Raw genomic sequence first — 18,892 nt, forward strand, 5'->3', positions numbered from 1 at the left:
TGGTATAGTTTTATAGAAATGGTTTTATGAAACTTCCATTTCGTCAGAAATAATTAGGTTTTTCTTGCTTAGAGATGCTAATATTTCCGTGTGTTCATTGTATATATCTTCAGAACACATTAATTGTATTTCTAGTGTATTGGAATGCATAAAAGCTGTTAGGTGAATTCCTTTTAGCCAATGACCTTCAATTTTTCTAGTCATCGGTTTTTCTATATCATAGATATAATTTGAAGATTTATCTATTTGATAATTGAATCTTCCCGCTAATAGTCTGTCAATATCTTTTTTGAATTCTTTTTTAAAGTCTTCCCTAATTGTTTCATATGGGATACGTTGGTTAACTCTAGCTTCAAGATATTTTGAATAACATTTTTTTAAGTATTCTTTGTTTGACATGTTATCATCAATCATCACTGGTATTGGTAATAAGTTATCAATAACTCCTATAAGAGATTGCATATCAATATTTTCAATTTGCTCTTCTCTTCCACTAACCATAACTCCAACAATATTTTTACCATCTACTTCTATTTGCCCCAATAGTTTTTGATAGTATCCTAATAGAATTCCGCTTACAGGTACATTAAGCACATTACTCATTTCTTCGAGTAATTGTAACTCTTCTCCTTCTATAACAACATTATAGCTTATAAAGCTTGATATTTTTTCTGTGACATCATGGGTTACATAGTTATCCGTATTATCTTTTAGTAGATTTCTCCAATACAACTTTTGTTCTAATGCCTCTGATGATTGCAAATAGTTTTCTTGCCATTTTATGAAATTAAAGTAAGATAAATTGTAGGATTTTTGAATGCTCCCTGTGTCAAAATAGTCTTTTAATGCTTTTTGTATTATATTACTCGAATAAGCATCTAACAATGAGTGATGTATTACCATTCCTATTATTGTTTTTTCAGCTTTGTATTGTGGTACAATAAGCACTTTTACTAATGCTTCTTGTAATACGTCAAACGGTTTTGTATTATATTGATGTAACCACTCATCATCTTTTATATTACCTCCATTTTTAATTATTGTTTCTATAATTATTCTACTTGCTGGAATATATTTTTGAATTATTCTTCCATCCACTTTTGCATATTGCATACATAGCATTGGAAATAATGACAAGAAATGTCTAAATTTTTCATCAAATGTATCTTCCTGATAATTGTGTGTTGTACAGTGTAAAAACACAGAAGAATATTTAGATTTGAAAAAACGCTTTTGATTGGGACTAATTTGAATGGTATCGCCAAAATTCCATTCTTTTTGAGTGGTCGATTTCATTGTTTGGATAACTTCTTTTTTTAATAGCAATTTTGCTAGACTTTCAATGGTAGGAGTTTTTAATAAATCTGATATACTTAGTGTATAACCTTCTTTTTTAAGTTTAGAAATTACCATTACTGACTTGAGAGAGTTTCCTCCTAGCGTAAAGAAATTGTCTTTAACTCCAATTTTGGAATGGTTTAATACATTTTCCCACACGCGAGCTAATACTTTTTCTTTAGTATTGTTAGGTGCTATGTATTCTGACCCTGCTGAAACAGCTGTGTTAATATTTGCAAGTGCTTTTTTGTCTACTTTCCCATTAGCTGTTCTTGGTAACGCATCCAACTGAATGTAGTGACTAGGAATCATATAGGAAGGGATTTTTTGAGAAAGATAACTTCTAATTTCTGATGCATTAAATGTTGTATCTGAAATAAAGTATGCTACAATTTCTTTTAAATTTCCATATTCTCTGATGATCGCTACAGCGTCTGTAATATTTTGTTTTGTTTTTAACTGGGTTTCTATTTCTCCCAATTCTACTCGATACCCATTTATTTTTTTCTGATCATCTTTCCTTCCGAGTAAAGCAATTGTTCCATTACTCAATCTTTTCCCTAAATCACCCGTATTATATAAAAGTTGGTTTTCATCAAACGGATGTTTTATAAATTTTTCAGCAGTTAATTCTTCATTGTTTATGTAGCCATTTGACAACCCAATTCCTCCTATGTATACATTTCCGACAATGCCAGTTGGTTGTAATTCTAGTGCATCGTTTAGTATTATAATACTTGTATTGGTAATAGGATAGCCAATTACTGGAGTACTTATATACTCACTTAAGTTTGATTTATTGATTTCGTAGGTACAAACTCCAATTGTTGTTTCAGTAGGTCCGTAATGATTAACTAATTGTATATCCGTTTCTGTAACTATCTTTTGTACGTCGTTTATATTTTGATGTTCTCCTCCTGTTAAGATCAATCGTAACGATTTACTATTTAGTATTGAATCTTCTTGCGTGTTTGACAATAAAAAGTTCAAATAGGTTGGTGTAATTTTTAAGAACGAAATATTATTTTCTGCAATGTATTTTGACATTGCCATTGGATCTTTTATTGTTAGTTCGTTTACGATATGAATTTTACTACCGCTCAAAAGTCCTCCATAAAAACTTGTATAAATTAAGTCAAAAGCGATACTAGAAGTTAAAATCGTAGTATCATTACTGGTAATGTTATGAGTTGTTTTGAACCAACTTGCATAGTTTATTATTGAGTTGTGACGTACTTGCACTCCTTTTGGCAGCCCAGTAGTTCCTGAGGTGTATATGATGTATGCAACATTTGAAGCTTCATATTGTACGTTCGGATTTTCTGTACTGTATGCTTTAGACGCTAGTATTTGTAGTAACTCTTCAGTTTGTAAATAACAAATACATTTAGCATCTTTTATTACATAATCAATGCGTTCTTTGGGTAATGTATTATCTACGAGTGTGTATGTGCCTCCAGTTTTTAAAACTCCTAGTAAAGCCGAAATTGAAATATCTATACGACTACCAAGTTCTATTGCAATATTATCACCAAGCATTGCATTTTTTTCTCTCAATAGATAATCTGCAATACTATTGGCACGTTCATTTATTTCACTGTATGAAAGTTGTGTTTTGTTGTAAACAAGTCCTATGTTATCTTCATTAGCTTCAACAATTTCTTCAAATAATTGAACGCAATTTTTATTTTTAGGAAGATCTGTACTTGTGGTATTGTATTTTTCTAAGAGGAAATGTTTCTCTTGATCTGATAGATATGTTAGATCTTTTATTTGCTCATTTTCAGGATTACAGAATGCTTTTATGGTATTGAAGAAGTGTTTTCCACAATTCTCTATATCTGTAGCATCAAACATATCTTTATCATATCTAAATTCAATAGATAGTGAAGTATCTGAAGGGCCTACAACAATATGGAAGTCATAATTATTTTGCTCAAAAACATTTGAAGATTGCATTTCAAAACGACTTTGAGTAGGTTGATCGTCTGTAATCTCTGCTTGTTCGACTTCATTGCTTTCTTGAACATAATAATTTTCAAAAACCATGATATGATCCATCAAGTTCATTCCCAACTTACTCATGGATTGTACATCAGATAGACTGTTGTAATGATGTTTATTACTACTAATCGTATTTGCATTATGAGTTGCCAAAAATTCTGGTATCGTTATAGATTCCTCAAAAGAAATTCGTACGGGTATTGTATTTATAAATAATCCAACCATATCTTGTACGCCTGTTAATTCTCCTGGCCTACCAGATACAACTGCTCCAAATACGACGTCATTAGTAGTATTGTACGTTCCTAATAAATATCCCCAAACTGCTTGTATGAAGGTGTTTTGAGTTATGTTATTTTTTCTACATAATTCTTTTACCTTAGAGAACATTTCTCCTTCTACGATAAACCTGTGATGTAAATGTTCATTATTTGAGGTGGCACTTTTTTCTCTTTTGAAAGGAATTTTCGAAGTCGTATTATAATCTTTTAAGTATTCTTTCCAATACCCTAACGACTTGTCAATATTTAATTTATCTAACCATTTTATGTAATTAGAATATTTATGTAATAGTGTCGTATCGATTTCTTGTCCGTGCTGAACTTCTTCATACATTTTATAAAAATCGTTGATCAAGATACTCATACACCATCCATCCATTAAGATATGGTGATGATTCCAAATAAATTCATATTCATCTTTTTGAGTTTGAATTATTTGTAATGATATTTGAGATGCTTCTTCTAAGTTAAAACCAACTGAACGAGATTCAAAAGCACGTTTTTCAACGTATGTTTTAATTTTTATCGCATCTAAATTTTCTGGTAGTTTTTCAAATGAAAATCTACGTATACCTTCAACATGCACTATTTGAAGTGGTACTCCTGCATAGTCATTTTGAAAACTTGTGCGTAATACTGCATATTTTTCTAAAATTTTGTCATAGACCTTTTGAATTGCAGCTACATTTAAGTTTTCAATTTTTAAACGGTAAGACATTTGTTCAAAATAAGTGACTGCATCTTTATCTGCTAACCAATGGTAGTATATTCCTTGTTGTAGCGGTGATAGTTTATAAACATCTTCGATAAGCGATTGTCCTTGTATCTCATTGAATTCCTCTATACTTAGTCCTTTGAAGGTAAAATCAGATGGAGTTTTATAAGTTTCAGTCTCTTTACTTACTTCATTAATTAGGCTTACTAAATACTTGTTGTAATTGTCTCTTAATTCGTGAATTGCTTCTGTATCATATATCTCTAAAGGATAACGAATGTTCATGTGAAGTTTACCTTCTACAATCATTCCTGAAATATCTAGTGTGGAAGAGTCTTCATTTTCAAGCGCTATATTTCTGCCGAGATTTTCAGAAGAATATTCAAAACGTACTGTTTCTGTTGCTCCTCCAACATCTTCTCCGAAATCTCCTAAGAAATTAAAGGTGATTGATGGTTCTAGGTTTCCTTTGAAATCTTGATTTAGATGTTTTAAAATTCCATAACCCATTCCTTTATTTGGCAACTTGCGTAAATCATCTTTTATCTTGATCAGTTTTTCAATATTTGAATAATTCCCTGCAACATTCAACACAAAAGGATATATAGAAGTAAACCACCCAACAGTTCTACTAATATCAACTCCTTCAATAATTTCTTCTCTACCGTGTCCGTCCATTTCTAACACACAGCTATCTAAACCAAATGTTTCTTGAATTGCTAACCCTAAGCTTGCTAACAATACATCGTTATTATTTGTTCGATATACATTGTGAAATTTGGTCTGTAATAAATTTGTCGTTTCTTGATTTATTGCAAATTGAATTTCATTCGTTTTTACTTCTGTCTCTTCTGTTATTACAGCTATTTTAGGAATAGGAATTATTTGCTGCTCTTGAATACTTTCCCAATATTTTCTTTCCCATAAACTATCGCTACTTTTTGCATACTTTTCTAGAGAAATAGCCCATTGTTGAAAAGAATCTGTTTTTAAAGGCAATTCTATTTTTTCACCATTCAGAACTTGTGTGTATAGAGTTCCGAAATCATCTAATAGTACACGCCATGAAATTCCATCTATGACTAAATGATGTATAACAAACCCTATTCTGTCGCTATCTTTGAGTTTAAAACAAACAACTCTAACCAAGGGAGATGTTTCGATATCAAAACTTGTTTGTAATTCAGTTCCGATGATTTCAATTTCTTTTAACGGGTTTTCCGTTTCTCGAAGATCATATTCTTGAACCGTATAATGTTTTTGACTCGCACCTCTATTGTACTGCTTCCATTGCCCACTTCTTTGTGTGTATGTCATTCGTAAAGCATCATGATGTTTTACCAACGCTTCAATGGATTTTTCTAAAGATTTGAGCTCTATTCGTTCTTTACTTTTTAGAATAACCGATTGATTATAATGATGTACATTTTTAATTTTAGCACTTTCAAAAAAATGGTGTTGTATTGGTGTTAGAATAACATCTCCCGAAACCTCTTTTTGGTCAACGACATGTGTATTTTCTTTTAGATGTTTTGCAAGGTTTTCAACAATAGGATATTTTAAGATATCATCTACTTTAAGTGTGTAACCTAATTGTTTGAGTTTAGATACGACCAAAATAGATTTGATAGAATCTCCTCCCATATTATAGAAGTTACCTTTGATTCCTATCGTTTCTTGTTTTAAGACTTCCTGTAACACAGACACCAATACTTTTTCTTCTTCAGAAGTTGCAACTATGAATTCTTCTTCCAATAATTCCGTAAGCATAGGAAGTTTTTTCTTGTCTACTTTACCATTTGTACTTAGTGGTATTTCATCTATTTGTATGTATAGATTTGGAACCATGTATTCTGGTAATTTTTTCAACAATGTTGCTTTTATAGCCGCTTGATCTATTGTTTCCTTAGTAACTATATAGGCTACTAATTCATCATTTTCATGAACTTTATTTGCAACGACAACAGTTGCCTCTATTTCTTTTTGAGCTAGTAAAACTTGTTCTATTTCTCCTAACTCTATACGATAACCTCTTATTTTTACTTGATCGTCTTTTCTTCCTAAATAGACAATTTCTCCATCATTTTTCCATTTCCCTAAATCCCCACTTTTGTACATAAGTTCTCCTTTTCGGAATGGGTTTGGTATGAAACGTTCTGTTGTTAGTTCTTCTCTGTTGAGATATCCAAGAGACAAACATTTTCCTGCAATATATATTTCACCCGCAACTCCTAAAGGATTTAGTTGAAGTTCATTATTTAGAATATATACATGAGTATTTCCTATTGGTTTTCCTATGGTAATTTGTGATGCGCTTTGTATTTCTTGTACTACACAACCTACAGTTGCTTCGGTTGGTCCGTATTCATTGTATATTTTTATTGTAGGATTTAATTTTTGAAGCGTTTTTACATGCGAATCTTGTAACGCATCACCTCCAACAATCGCCATTTGAGTCTTTACATCCGTCGGCTTAATATCTAAACCATTTAGAAGATGTATATGTGCTGGTGTTAGTTTGATACATGCTATCTCAGAAGAAAGATATTTTTGTAATATTTCACCTAAATCTTTATGATTATCAAATACAGTTAATGTTCCTCCACTAATTATAGGTAAGAATAAACTCGTGATCGTTAGGTCAAAAGATAATGGTGTAAATAACCCAAAATTGAAATTGTGTAATTTTTCGGATAAATATGCATCTTTTGCCCATAATAGATAATTAGTAAGTGAGCCATGTGCTATTTGTACACCTTTTGGTTTTCCCGTAGAACCAGAAGTATAAATAATATAAGCTAAATCGTTTATAGTTGATTGTGTTGTTAAAGAAATATCTATATCGTCAGAGAATTCAAATTCAACATCAATAGCTGTCATGTTTCCATTATAAAAGTCCAATTCAAACATATATGTTGTATCTGTCACCATTAACTTCATATTGGTATCTTGCACCATAAAAGTTTTTCTTTCATCAGGCAGATTTGGTTGAATAGGCGCAAAAACTCCTCCAGCTTTGAGAATTCCCAAAATTGCTATTAATGTCCACTCGTTGTGATCTAGATATATTCCAACAATATCTCCTTTGGTAATTTGATGCTCGTCTTTTAAAAATAACGCAAATGCTGTACTCGTTTTGTTTAGTTCTTTATAGGATATCTTTTTTTTACCAAATTCTACAGCAATTACTTCTGGAGTTTGCATTGCTTGCTGTGCAAAGAGATCTACAATTGTTTGTTGTGTAATAATTTCTTCAATGTCAGGATTGAAATCTACAAGTTGCTGTTGTTGTTCTAAATCTGATAAGAAAGAAATTTTTTCTATACACTCATTCGGTTTTTTCAATAACACTTTTATCAAATCATGAAAATGATTCATAAATTCCTCAATAAGTTGAGCATCATATATGTCTTGGTTATAAATTATATCAAGGCGCAAATATTCTCCAGGGATTGACACTCCAATATCTAGGTCATATTTTGCTTTTGTTTCTCCTAGATCTTTAATTAAAAAATCTATGTCGCGCGGATTGTATTGTTGCTCTCTTTCATTGTTTGCAAAAGTGACAAATACATCTAATAAAGAATTTCGTGAAGGATTTCTCTTGAGTTTTAAGTCTTCTATTACTTTGTCAAATGGGTATTCTTGATGTGAAAAATCATTTAGAATAGATGCATTTGTTCGTTTTAAAAAAGCACTAAAACTTTCAGAAGGAATCACTTCGTTTCTAAGTGCCATTGTATTTACATAAAACCCTATTTGTTTCTCTAATTCAGCACGTGACCTATCGGCTGCAGAGGTTCCTATGGTAATGTCGGTTTGCGCCGTGTATTTATGGAGTAAAATATTTAATACTGAAACAACTCCAATAAAGAGACTCGCTTCTTGAAGACTGCAAAAGTTTTTGAATTCTTTTGAAGCTTCTTTTGAAAGTAAGAGGCTTTTTTTGTATCCGTTGTAACTTACTAAATTTGGTCGCTTTTTATCACTAGGCAAATCTATTAAAGCAATTTCTCCTGATAGTTTTTCTTTCCAATATTTTTGATGGTTTTTAAAAATATCTGAAGTAAGTTGATCCATTTGCCATACAGAAAAATCTTTATATTGAATTTCTAAATCTGGGAGTGTTTTATTAGTATTTCCTTGAGATAGATTATAGTAGTGTAACACATCATTTATTAAAATTTTTGACGACCAACCATCAAAAATAATATGATGAATACAATAATAAAGTATGTAACGATCTTTTGCCATTTTAATCAGGCTCATTCTTAACAAAGGACCATTAACAAAATCGAAAGATTTACTAGCATCTTTTTCTATATAATCAGTCAGTGTTAACTCTGGGTCTGTCTCTTTTGAGAAATCTAGATTTCCTATTTGAAAGTCTAAATCTTCCGTTGGTAAAATCCATTGATGTACTTCTTTATCTTTATTCTCTTTAAAAACTGTGCGTAAAATTTCGTGTCGCTCAATAACTTTTGTGACTGCTTTTTCTACATGAACACTGTTGATTTCAAAATCAAAAGATATGGAATCATAAATATTATACAAGTTGGAAGTTTCTTCATATTGATTGATAACCCACAGTCGTTTTTGAGAAGGTGACAATGGATAACTTTCAGAACTTACTGCCAAAGAGATTTTCATCTCTTTAGCAGCACTCTGGGCACCTAAATATGTTATTAACTCAGACTTGTTAGATTTAATTTCCCGAATTAGTTCAGGAGCAATCTTTTTTGAGTATGATTTCACTTCTAATCTACCATCTTTAAGAACTAATTTGATATTGTTTTCTCTTAGTTTTGTTAATAGATTAGTTATTATTTTTGTCATGGATAAAAGGTTGGTTGGTAAGTAAAATGGCTTTAGTTAATTTCTAGTATTCTATTGTTTTTTCACCAAATAGACGTTCTGCATCTATTCCAGCTTCTATACAATGATCAATTAACTTATTTGACTCAACAATTGGTTTTGATTCATCTGTATATTTTATAGAACTGATAAACTTTAACCAAGGTTCTAATCCCATTGCATAAACGAATACGTTTTTAGGTTTAAAAATCTCCACAAGATCATTTCCTTGTGTATAGTTACAACCTGCTAATCTTCTTGATTGATCTTTGTCTCTTTCAATATTGTTAGACATTAACGGACCGTATAACCATGATAATGGAGCTCCGTCACATTCCATTCCTAAGAATAATACATCAATATCTCCCATAATTTTATGTACTCTTCTGTAAATTTCTGGTTGTACGTTACAAGAATCTGCTGCAAATAATACTTTAAAATTATTGTGTAAAGCCACATGGAAACATAGCTTACTACGTACATCTAAGTCTGAATGTTCTCCTAAGAATGGAATTCCTGTAATGGTACACCTGTCCAATTGGATCGTTTCCATATCACTTAATTCAATAATATTATTGAATCCAATATTGTTGAACATCAGTTTTAGATCTGGATCTTGTAAGTTTCCTTTTCCACTTGCAGGTACTACTATATTTTTCGTCATGTGACGCAGTTGCAGTAGCGTTTCTAGTAATACGTGATCTTGGTGATTGTGTGTGATTAAGATGTAATCAATTTCATCAGGAAGATCATTTACCGTGTATCGGTTTACGTCAGTTTCATAACCGTCATAACTGATTACTGGATCTACTAGGATAGAGATTTCTTTTGTTTCTACCAATACGCATGCATGCCCGAAATAACGTGTTCTTATTCCTTCTCCTTGGTAACGCTCATATTTAACTGGTGGCGTAGTTGTAAAGAATGATTTGAATAACTCTTCTTGTTCTGGTTTAATTCCTAATCTGTCTACTAAAGATTTAAAATCGCCAGGTGTTTTTTTCATGCTGAACAAGTCATCGATTACTTGATCTCTAAACGCGATGTTTGAATGAATTAAATGCTCATCATCTAATCTTGGTGTACTTAATACAAATGATCTACTATCATCAGACTCCACTAATTGTAAAGAGATTGATTGTGCAGCTTCATCATAAAATTCACTTTGATATAATAATGATTCAAAGAAACGGAAGTTTGGCTTGTTGTTTAGGTCATAATACAATTCTACATATCCTTTTAAGGTTTCTGGAATTTTATCATATAGTGGATCTAAGCTATATCCTGTAGCTTCTGCTTGAAGCATATCGTTTAATTCTACGATAGCTTCATTTAGCTTTAGCATATTTGCTCTTTTAGTTTTCGTTTCCTCTAGTAATTCTTTGATATCTTCTACTCTTCCTCCTTCATAATCGATAAATGGTCCACCTAACATTTTCGGTGTTTTTACCGCTGCTGCATGAATTTTTGGATTTTTTATATAAGACTCCATAATTTTCATGTGGCGTTCTTTAATATTCATCGCGGCAGTTGCTGGCGACACTAAATGTGCCCACCCGTACCATCTGTCTACTAATGCTTCTATAGCTACATTTAATTTTAAATAATAAAGGTTTTCTTCTTGATTCATGGTGTAATAGTTTTTATTTTTAAGATTGTTTTTAGTTATATCATTATTGAATCCACGGCATCTTCAGAAGTATCTTCTTTTTGCCATAAATTATTTGCAATGTCTTCTGCTAATGATTTTATAGTTGGATTTTGGAAAAAAGATCGTAAGCTGATTTTAACATCATATCTTTTTTTTATTTTCGAAATAATTCTAATTCCTCTGATGCTATCTCCTCCTAAATGAAAGAAGTTATCATTGACTCCTATTTTATTTTTGTGTAAAGCTTCTTCCCATAGTGCTACCAACTTCTCTTCTATTTCATTTTGCGGCGCTACATATTCTGTTCCACTTGCCATTTGTAAATCTGTAGGAATCGGGAGTGCTTTCACATCTATTTTACCGTTTATTGTTAATGGAATTTGAGCTAGCGTAACAAAATAGTTTGGAATCATGTATTGAGGTAATCTACTAGATAAGTAATCTCTCAATGTTGTGACATCTTGTGTTTCTGTAACTTTAATGTAAGCTACTAGTTCTTTTTGCTCATGGTTATTTCTAACAATAATTGTAGCTTCTTCTATTTCTTCTTTTGAGCATAAATGTTTTTCTATTTCGCCTAACTCTATTCTGTTTCCTCTAATTTTTACTTGATCATCTTTTCTTCCCAAGTATGTAATGTTTCCATCAGAAAGCCACTTTGCATAATCACCTGTTTTATATATAATTTCATTTTCCTTAAAAGGATTTGGCATGAATACCCTCGAAGTAAGTTCTGCTTGGTTTAAATATCCATTTGCTAGTTGCGTTCCGCTTATATATAATTCGCCTTCAACTCCAATAGGAACAATTTGTAATGAAGCATCTAAGATATAGGCCTTCATATTCGTAATAGGTTTTCCTATACCAACAGCGATGTCTTCATTGTCTTTTTCAACTTTTTTCACAATACAACCTACGGTTGCTTCTGTTGGTCCATATTCATTCCATATGGTAACTTTATCTCCGTAATGTTTGTAGAGACTCTTAACCGTTTCACGAGATAATGCTTCTCCTCCAACAATGAATCTTTTAGCCAAACTATCATTTGCAAGTGTTACCTCTGGAACTACTTCTAGTAAAACTTTTATATGTGAAGGTGTTAATTTTATAAGATCAAAGTCATCATTTTGAATGAGCTCTATTTCTTCTAAAACATGTTCCTTAGATGGTATGATTTTGATACTTCCTCCAAAACAGATTGGCGTAAATAGAGTCGTAATTGTTAAATCAAATGAGATTGATGTAAATAGCAAACATCTTAACCTATCTCCTTGCATGTACTCATTGCCTGCAAATTGTATATAGTTTTGAAAAGCTTTATGAGAAATCATTACACCTTTTGGTTGCCCTGTAGTTCCTGATGTGTAAATAATATAGGCAACATCCGTATCTTTTATATTGTTTGATATTTTTGAAACTGATAAAGTGCTCTCTTTTTCCAAGTAGTTACTTAAAAAGTCATTATCAATATTTACTTTAGCTTCACTATCTTTTATTATATAATCTTTTCTTCCTTGTGGATAATTAGCATCTATAGGAATAAAAGTTGCTCCCAATTTTAGTACCGCCAAACTCGCAATTAGTAAGTATTCATTACGTGGTAGACTAACGGCTACTTTATCATTAGTGTCGATTTCAAATTGCTCTTTTAGGTAATATGCAAATTGGTTTGACTTGTCATCTAATGTTTTATAATCTAGTTGTTTGTCTTCAAATTCAAGAGCTTTTGCTTCTGGATTATTTTCTACCTGTTCAGCAAATAACGTAGTGATATTTTTTCCTGATACTGTTTCACATACTGTATTGTTAAAATCACTAATAATATGTGCTTTTTCTGCATCTGTAAGGTATGTAATATTTGCAAGTTTTGCAGATGAATTATGTATTAACACATCTAGTATTTGAGAAAAATGTTTCATTAATTGCCTAATGAATTCTTCTTCATAAATATCTTTATTGTAAACGATATTAAAGCTTAAATAACCACCATATACTTCTCTTAATTCGACATCTAAGTCAAATTTTGCTAAACTAGATCCTTGTACAATTTCATGTATAATCTCTACTGACTCTTGATCGATTTTAACAGGAACATTTGCCTCATTATCTAAGGTCAACATAATATCAAACAGTGCGTTTCTACTTAAATCTTTTGTGAGTTCTAAATCTTCCACCAATACATCAAACGGATATTTATTATGTACAAAATCTGAAAGTGTATTTTCTTTTACTTTTTCGTAAAATTCATCAAAACTATCGTCTAAGTCAATTTTCGTACGCAATGGCATACTTTCAATATAGAAACCAATTTGATCTTCTAAATCTGCATGATCTCTTCCAGATACAGAAGCTCCCAAAATGATATCTGTTTGTGAAGTATATTTTGCCAATAACACATTCCAAATAGTTAAAAGTGCGATAAAAGGTGTTCCACCATTCTTGTCTACATATGTATATAAATTTTGCATTTTTGCTGCATCGATGTACATATGTAAATGCTTTCCATTATTGGTTAGCATTTTTGGGCGCATCTTGTTGTTTTGTAAGTTTAATACAGGAATTTCACCTTCAAAGCGATTTAACCAATATAATTTGTGCTTTTCATATATTGGTAATTTTTGCTGGTTTTGTTGCCAAACAGCATAATCCTTATAATGAATTTGTAATGGTGCAAATTGAGGTATTTCTTGTTTGATGAATGCTGTATAATATTTCATTGCATCATTTATAAATACTCGCATTGAAATAGCATCACTTATGATGTGGTGCATATTAAAGTAAACTATACATGCATCAGCGTCTATTTTGTAGAGTGTTGCTCGTAGCAAAGGTCCTTTTTCTAAGTCAAATATTATATATTGATCTTCTCGTATATGACTTTCTGCATAGTTTTTTGGAGATTTTTCACCAGTACAATCAACAAAATTTACATTAAAATTTAATGTCTCAGGAGTTAAAATCCACTGTCGGATCTCACCATTTTCATCTTCTTTGAATACTGTGCGTAAAATTTCATGTCGTTCTATAACACTTGCGATCGCTTTTTTAAATAAAGTGACATCAATTGCTGGTAGTAATTCAAAGTTTGGAATGTTGTATGCCTTTGAGTTTTCACTCATTTGACATACCATCCACAAACGTTTTTGTGCATTAGATAATGGATAATTTTTTTGTATTGCTACAGGTACTAATTCGTTAGTAGAATTATCAAAATTATGCTTCTCCAGAAGGTTAATTAAATTTTGCTTGTTGTGTCTTATTTTTTCAATAAGTTCTGCATCGATAGTATCGCCTTCAAAGCTTAACTCTAATTCTCCATCAACGACAGCAATTTGTATATCATGTGACTGTATTTCTGCAATGAGTTCTTTCATGAATGTGTTTTGTGACTTTGATTAGTTATATTTTTATTGTAGTACGTCCTTTCTTCTTGACCTGTAAATTTTGTACTTGTAGTATTAAGTCTATTTCATTTGCTAAATCTTCTACTGTAGATTTTGAGAAGAAATCTTTGAGGTTGTATGAAATATTGAATGCTTTATTGATACGCTTGATCACGGTCATTGCTTTCAACGAGTCACCTCCTAAGTCAAAGAAATCATCCTTGAGTCCTACTTTTTCATATCCAAAAAACTCTTCCCACAATACACATAATTCTTTTTCTGTTTTTGTATTTGGCTCTACGTAGTTTGTTTCAATTTCTGGACGTTCTATAATTAGAGTTTCATCTGTAGTTTCTTGTGTCGTATTTTGCTGATTTCTTTTATGAATATCAAATACAGAGATGATTAACTGTGAAACTGCTTTTGTATGAATTGATGTTTCAAATATTTCAATTAAATCTGTTGCCTTTACACCTGTATCACTAACTCCATCTAAGTTTACCCAAGACCAGTTTGACAATTGATCTTTTTTAGATTTCATAAAGGCATCAATATAACTATTCGCAGCAGCATAAACTCCATAAGTTAAACCTCCTAATATTGAAGATAAACTTGATGTAACCCAAACAAAGTCTAGTGGTTTATCTTTAAGAGCATTATAAATATTTTGTGTTCCTATAACTTTTGCTGAGAAGTGTATATCTATAATTTTTTCGTCAATTTCTTCAACAAACTTATAGGTATCCGTGTCTGAGACTCCTGCTGCATGAATGACTCCAGAAATCACTCCATGTTCTTCTTCAATATCATATATTGTTTTTAGTAATTGTGCTTCATTAGAAATATCAGTAGTTGCATAATGTACTTTTCTCCCTTTTTGTTGATGCTCTATTAAATGGCTTATTTTATCAATAGTACCTTGATCGGCATCTGATTTTCTTGATACTTGTATCCATTCATTCTTTGGAGGTAATTTTGTTCTCCCTAACACAATGACAGTAGCATTGTATGTATCACATAAATATCCAATGATAGATGTTCCAACAATACCTAATCCGCCTGTAACTACATAAATTTTATCACCAAGAACTGTATTTTCAATAGCATTTGTTTTGAAATTTTCAAAGAAAGGAATCCATTTTTGATCATTTCTATATGCAATTTGTTCCTCATATGATTCACTATGGATATCATTGATGATTTTAGAAACCATAGGTTCTGTACATTCCTGTGTATTTACATCAATGATTTGTGTTTTTATGAATGGATTTTCTTGTGAAGCAACTTTCAAAATTGTATTTGAGGCTATTGCTTCTACTTGAGAAACTTCATTCCCGAGAACAACTTCTTGATAGTTTTCTATAAGTGTAACTTTTCTATTTTTTTCATCTCCATATGCTATGATTCCTTGGCTGAGATAGAGTTTCGTTGTAAATACGTCTTTGTAAGTCTTACTTGCAACTATTTCTCCCCAACCGTAAATTATATGTGCTGCGAAAAATGCATCTTTTTCAAGTGTATCAAATAGAGCTTTGAAATTGTCTGATTTGTTAGGGCTTATAGCGAACTTTTGATTATTAATTTTACTAAAATTGGTTCCCTTTACAACTTCTATTACCGTATTCCCAGTACTAAGAAGCTTCTCTTTTATAGCATTGATTAGAGGGCTTTCATCAGAGAATATCAAATACTGACCTATTTCTTCAAAAGTAACTTGTTTACTGTCTTGTAACGTTTTTTTCCAATTGAGTGCATAGAACATACTGTTTTCAATGGAATTGACTGTATTTTGTGCAACACCTAATTGTGCGTATAGCTTCTTTAGATCAATACGTGCTGGAAATTTGTATTCTTCAAAACTGTACGTTGGTAATGGCGTTTTGTTGAGTTTTTCGTTATTATAGTATGTATTCCAATCGATATTAATTCCGTAACTCCAAATAGTTCCTAATGCTTTCGCTAAAACAAGGCTATCTTCTTCTTGTTTTTTAGGGTGACTCATTGTTTGAACGGCTATATTGGTTTTGTCTCTAAAATTTTTGTGTTGATTAGAGAAATGAGCTAGTGTAGTTCCAGGACCTATTTCAAGGTATATTCCTTTTCCTTTTTCAGCTAACACTTGTATTCCGTCATTAAACTTTACCGTATTTCGTAAGTGCTGAGACCAGTATTGAGGATTCATTACCTCTTGTGTTGTAATTTCTTTTCCTGTAAGATTAGAAATAAATGGAATCGTTGGTAAAGAGAATTTTAAAGTTTTTAATTCTTGCTCAAATAACGATAACATTTCATCCATCATTTCTGAATGAAACGCATGTGATGTATGTAACTTTTTATAAGGAATATCTTTTTCATCTAATATTTTTATAAATGCTTCCATTGCTGTAGCATTCCCAGAAATAGTACACGAATCTTTTGTGTTTATTGCTGCTATTGATAGTTTTTCTGGCAAAATACCTTCAATCATTCCTGCAGTTTCTCCAACTGCAATCATACTTCCACTTGGTAAGGCTTGCATGAGCTCTGCTCTTTTAGCAATCATTTTCAATCCATCTTCTAACGAGAATACTCCAGAAATACATGCAGCTGCATATTCTCCTAAACTATGTCCAATCATATAGGAAGGTGAAATTCCCCAACTCATTACTAATTTTGCCAAAGCAACTTCTACTAAAAATAGTATAGGTTGTGTGTAGAGTGTCTGATTTATTTTAGAAGCATCAACCGAAGAGTTTTCATCATAGCCAATAATAGCTTTGTAATCTTCGTTTACATTTTTTTGAAGCCAATCAAATCCTGTGTCCATAATCGATTTGAATAACGCTTCTTCTTGATATAACGTTTTCCCCATCGTCATAAATTGACTTCCTTGACCAGGAAACATGAATACTACATTTTTATTTCCTGACAGTACATTATTCGAATTATTTTTTATGCTTTTTTGTAAGTTTTCTATGCCGATTTTAGCTGTATCGCAAACTATAAAATCTCTCACATTAAACTTTGTACGTCCAATTTTTGAAGTGTATGAGATATTGACAAGTTTTTGTTCTTCACTGTTTTTTAAGAAGTTTATAAGTTTTGATTTGTATCGTTGTAATGAAGCAGTAGTTTTTGCTGAATAAACAATTAGTTCATGTTTACGTAATTTTTTATCTGCGCTTTTTTCTTCAGTTTCCTCTAAAAGAATATGTGCGTTTGTTCCCCCTATTCCCAAACTGCTTACTCCTGCTCGTAATGGTGTCCCATTTTTACGTTCCATTTTTTGCAACGTGTTGTTAATATAGAATGGTCCTGATTCAAAATCTACATTTTTATTTTTTCCTGTAAAGTGAAGTGTTGGAGGTATTTCTTTGTGCTTTAGTATCAATGAAGTTTTTATAAATCCAGCTACTCCAGCACCTGTATCTAAATGTCCCATGTTAGATTTTACTGCCCCTAAAACACATTTTTGTCCTTTGGTATTTTTAAAGACTTTGTTTAAAGAAGCTACCTCAACTGGATCTCCTAGTTGTGTTCCTGTACCGTGTGCTTCAATATATCCAATTGTAGCTGGTTCGATGTTTGCAAATTTGTATGCATTTGTAATACATTTTGATTGTCCTACAATACTCGGAGCTGTGTATCCTATTTTTGAATTCCCATCATTGTTCACTGAGGAAGCTTTTACCACAGCATATATATGATCTTTGTCACGAATTGCATCTTCTAAACGTTTTAAAACAACTAATCCAGAACCTTCTCCTGCAATAGTCCCTGAAGAGTCTTTATCAAATGGCTTACAGCGTCCATCTTTTGACAGAATCATTCCTTCTTGATAAAAGTATCCTTTGCTTTGAATAGTGTTGATATTGATTCCGCCTGCAACTGCTACAGAACATTCTCTCAACAATAAATTTCTGCATGCCATATGAATAGCTACTAGTGAACTGGAACAGGCAGTATCTAGTTTTAAACTAGGTCCTGTAAGGTTCAGTTTGTAAGAAACTAGTGTGCTTATGAATTGACTATCAGCTAAACGCATTGAAAAGAAATTGTCTACGTCAGGACTTGGATTTAAGCGTATATAGTTTATCCAATTGTAGCTATTGGCAGCTGCTAAATACAATCCGATGTCTTCTTTTGCTTCTTTTATATCTATAGAAGCATCTTCTAGAGCGTTCCAAACACTTTGGTGCATTAATCTAGATTGTGGGTCCATAAGTTTTGCTTCCTCTTGGGTATATCCAAAAAATGAAAAATCGAAGAATTCTGCATTGTCAATTTTAGAATCAACATTTTTGAAGTTAGGATTTTCTATCAACTCTTCTTCAATTCCTAATTCTCTTAATTCTTCATCAGAATATGTATGAACTAAATCTTTGCCTTGTCTTAAATTGTTCCAAAATTCACGAATGTTTTCTGATTTTGGAAAATTGCAAGACATACCAATAATGGCAATGTCTTTTACATTACTTTTTTTCATTATTAATTACTTATGTATTGTGTGGACTTGAAAATAACAGCTAATGCTATTTATTTTTCGTAATATTTTTGATTATTTAGGATCTCCTTTTAGAAGTTTTATGATCCTTAAAAGCTTATTTTTTATGTATACTTTTAGTTGTTTTACAAAAATGATTTTTTATAAAAGGATTTTCTTTAATACTATTGAAAAATCATGAAT

Annotated in this window: 4 protein-coding genes; all 4 read right to left on the reverse strand. The window is 31.5% G+C overall.

All coding sequences use genetic code 11. The features are described from left to right. Positions 1-24: 24 nt before the first annotated feature. Genes ACOQOS_RS10745 through ACOQOS_RS10760 form a run of 4 tightly spaced genes read right to left on the reverse strand, consistent with a single transcriptional unit; the run spans position 25 to position 18,691 of the window. Entirely contained in the window at positions 25-9,174 is a 9,150-nt protein-coding gene (locus ACOQOS_RS10745; protein WP_420574968.1) for an amino acid adenylation domain-containing protein, read from the reverse strand. Between the two features lie 43 nt (positions 9,175-9,217). After that, entirely contained in the window at positions 9,218-10,822 is a 1,605-nt protein-coding gene (locus tag ACOQOS_RS10750) for an MBL fold metallo-hydrolase (protein ID WP_420574969.1), read from the reverse strand. Positions 10,823-10,857: 35 nt separating this feature from the next. Then, complete coding sequence (locus ACOQOS_RS10755; protein WP_420574970.1) at positions 10,858-14,217, reverse strand: amino acid adenylation domain-containing protein; 3,360 nt, start codon at positions 14,215-14,217, stop codon at positions 10,858-10,860. 25 nt (positions 14,218-14,242) lie between these two features. Then, on the reverse strand, positions 14,243-18,691 hold the full coding sequence (locus ACOQOS_RS10760) for an SDR family NAD(P)-dependent oxidoreductase (RefSeq protein WP_420574971.1): 4,449 nt from the start codon (positions 18,689-18,691) through the stop codon (positions 14,243-14,245). Positions 18,692-18,892: the final 201 nt, after the last annotated feature.

It is taken from the genome of Kordia sp., from assembly GCF_965224175.1.
Taxonomy (GTDB): domain Bacteria; phylum Bacteroidota; class Bacteroidia; order Flavobacteriales; family Flavobacteriaceae; genus Kordia.

Excerpts from the sequence above, each read along its gene's own strand:
- ACOQOS_RS10755 (WP_420574970.1), bottom strand. The coding sequence starts at position 14,217 with ATGAAAGAACTCATTGCAGAAATACAGTCACATGATATACAAATTGCT.
- ACOQOS_RS10745 (WP_420574968.1), bottom strand. The coding sequence starts at position 9,174 with ATGACAAAAATAATAACTAATCTATTAACAAAACTAAGAGAAAACAAT.
- ACOQOS_RS10760 (WP_420574971.1), bottom strand. The coding sequence starts at position 18,691 with ATGAAAAAAAGTAATGTAAAAGACATTGCCATTATTGGTATGTCTTGC.
- ACOQOS_RS10750 (WP_420574969.1), bottom strand. The coding sequence starts at position 10,822 with ATGAATCAAGAAGAAAACCTTTATTATTTAAAATTAAATGTAGCTATA.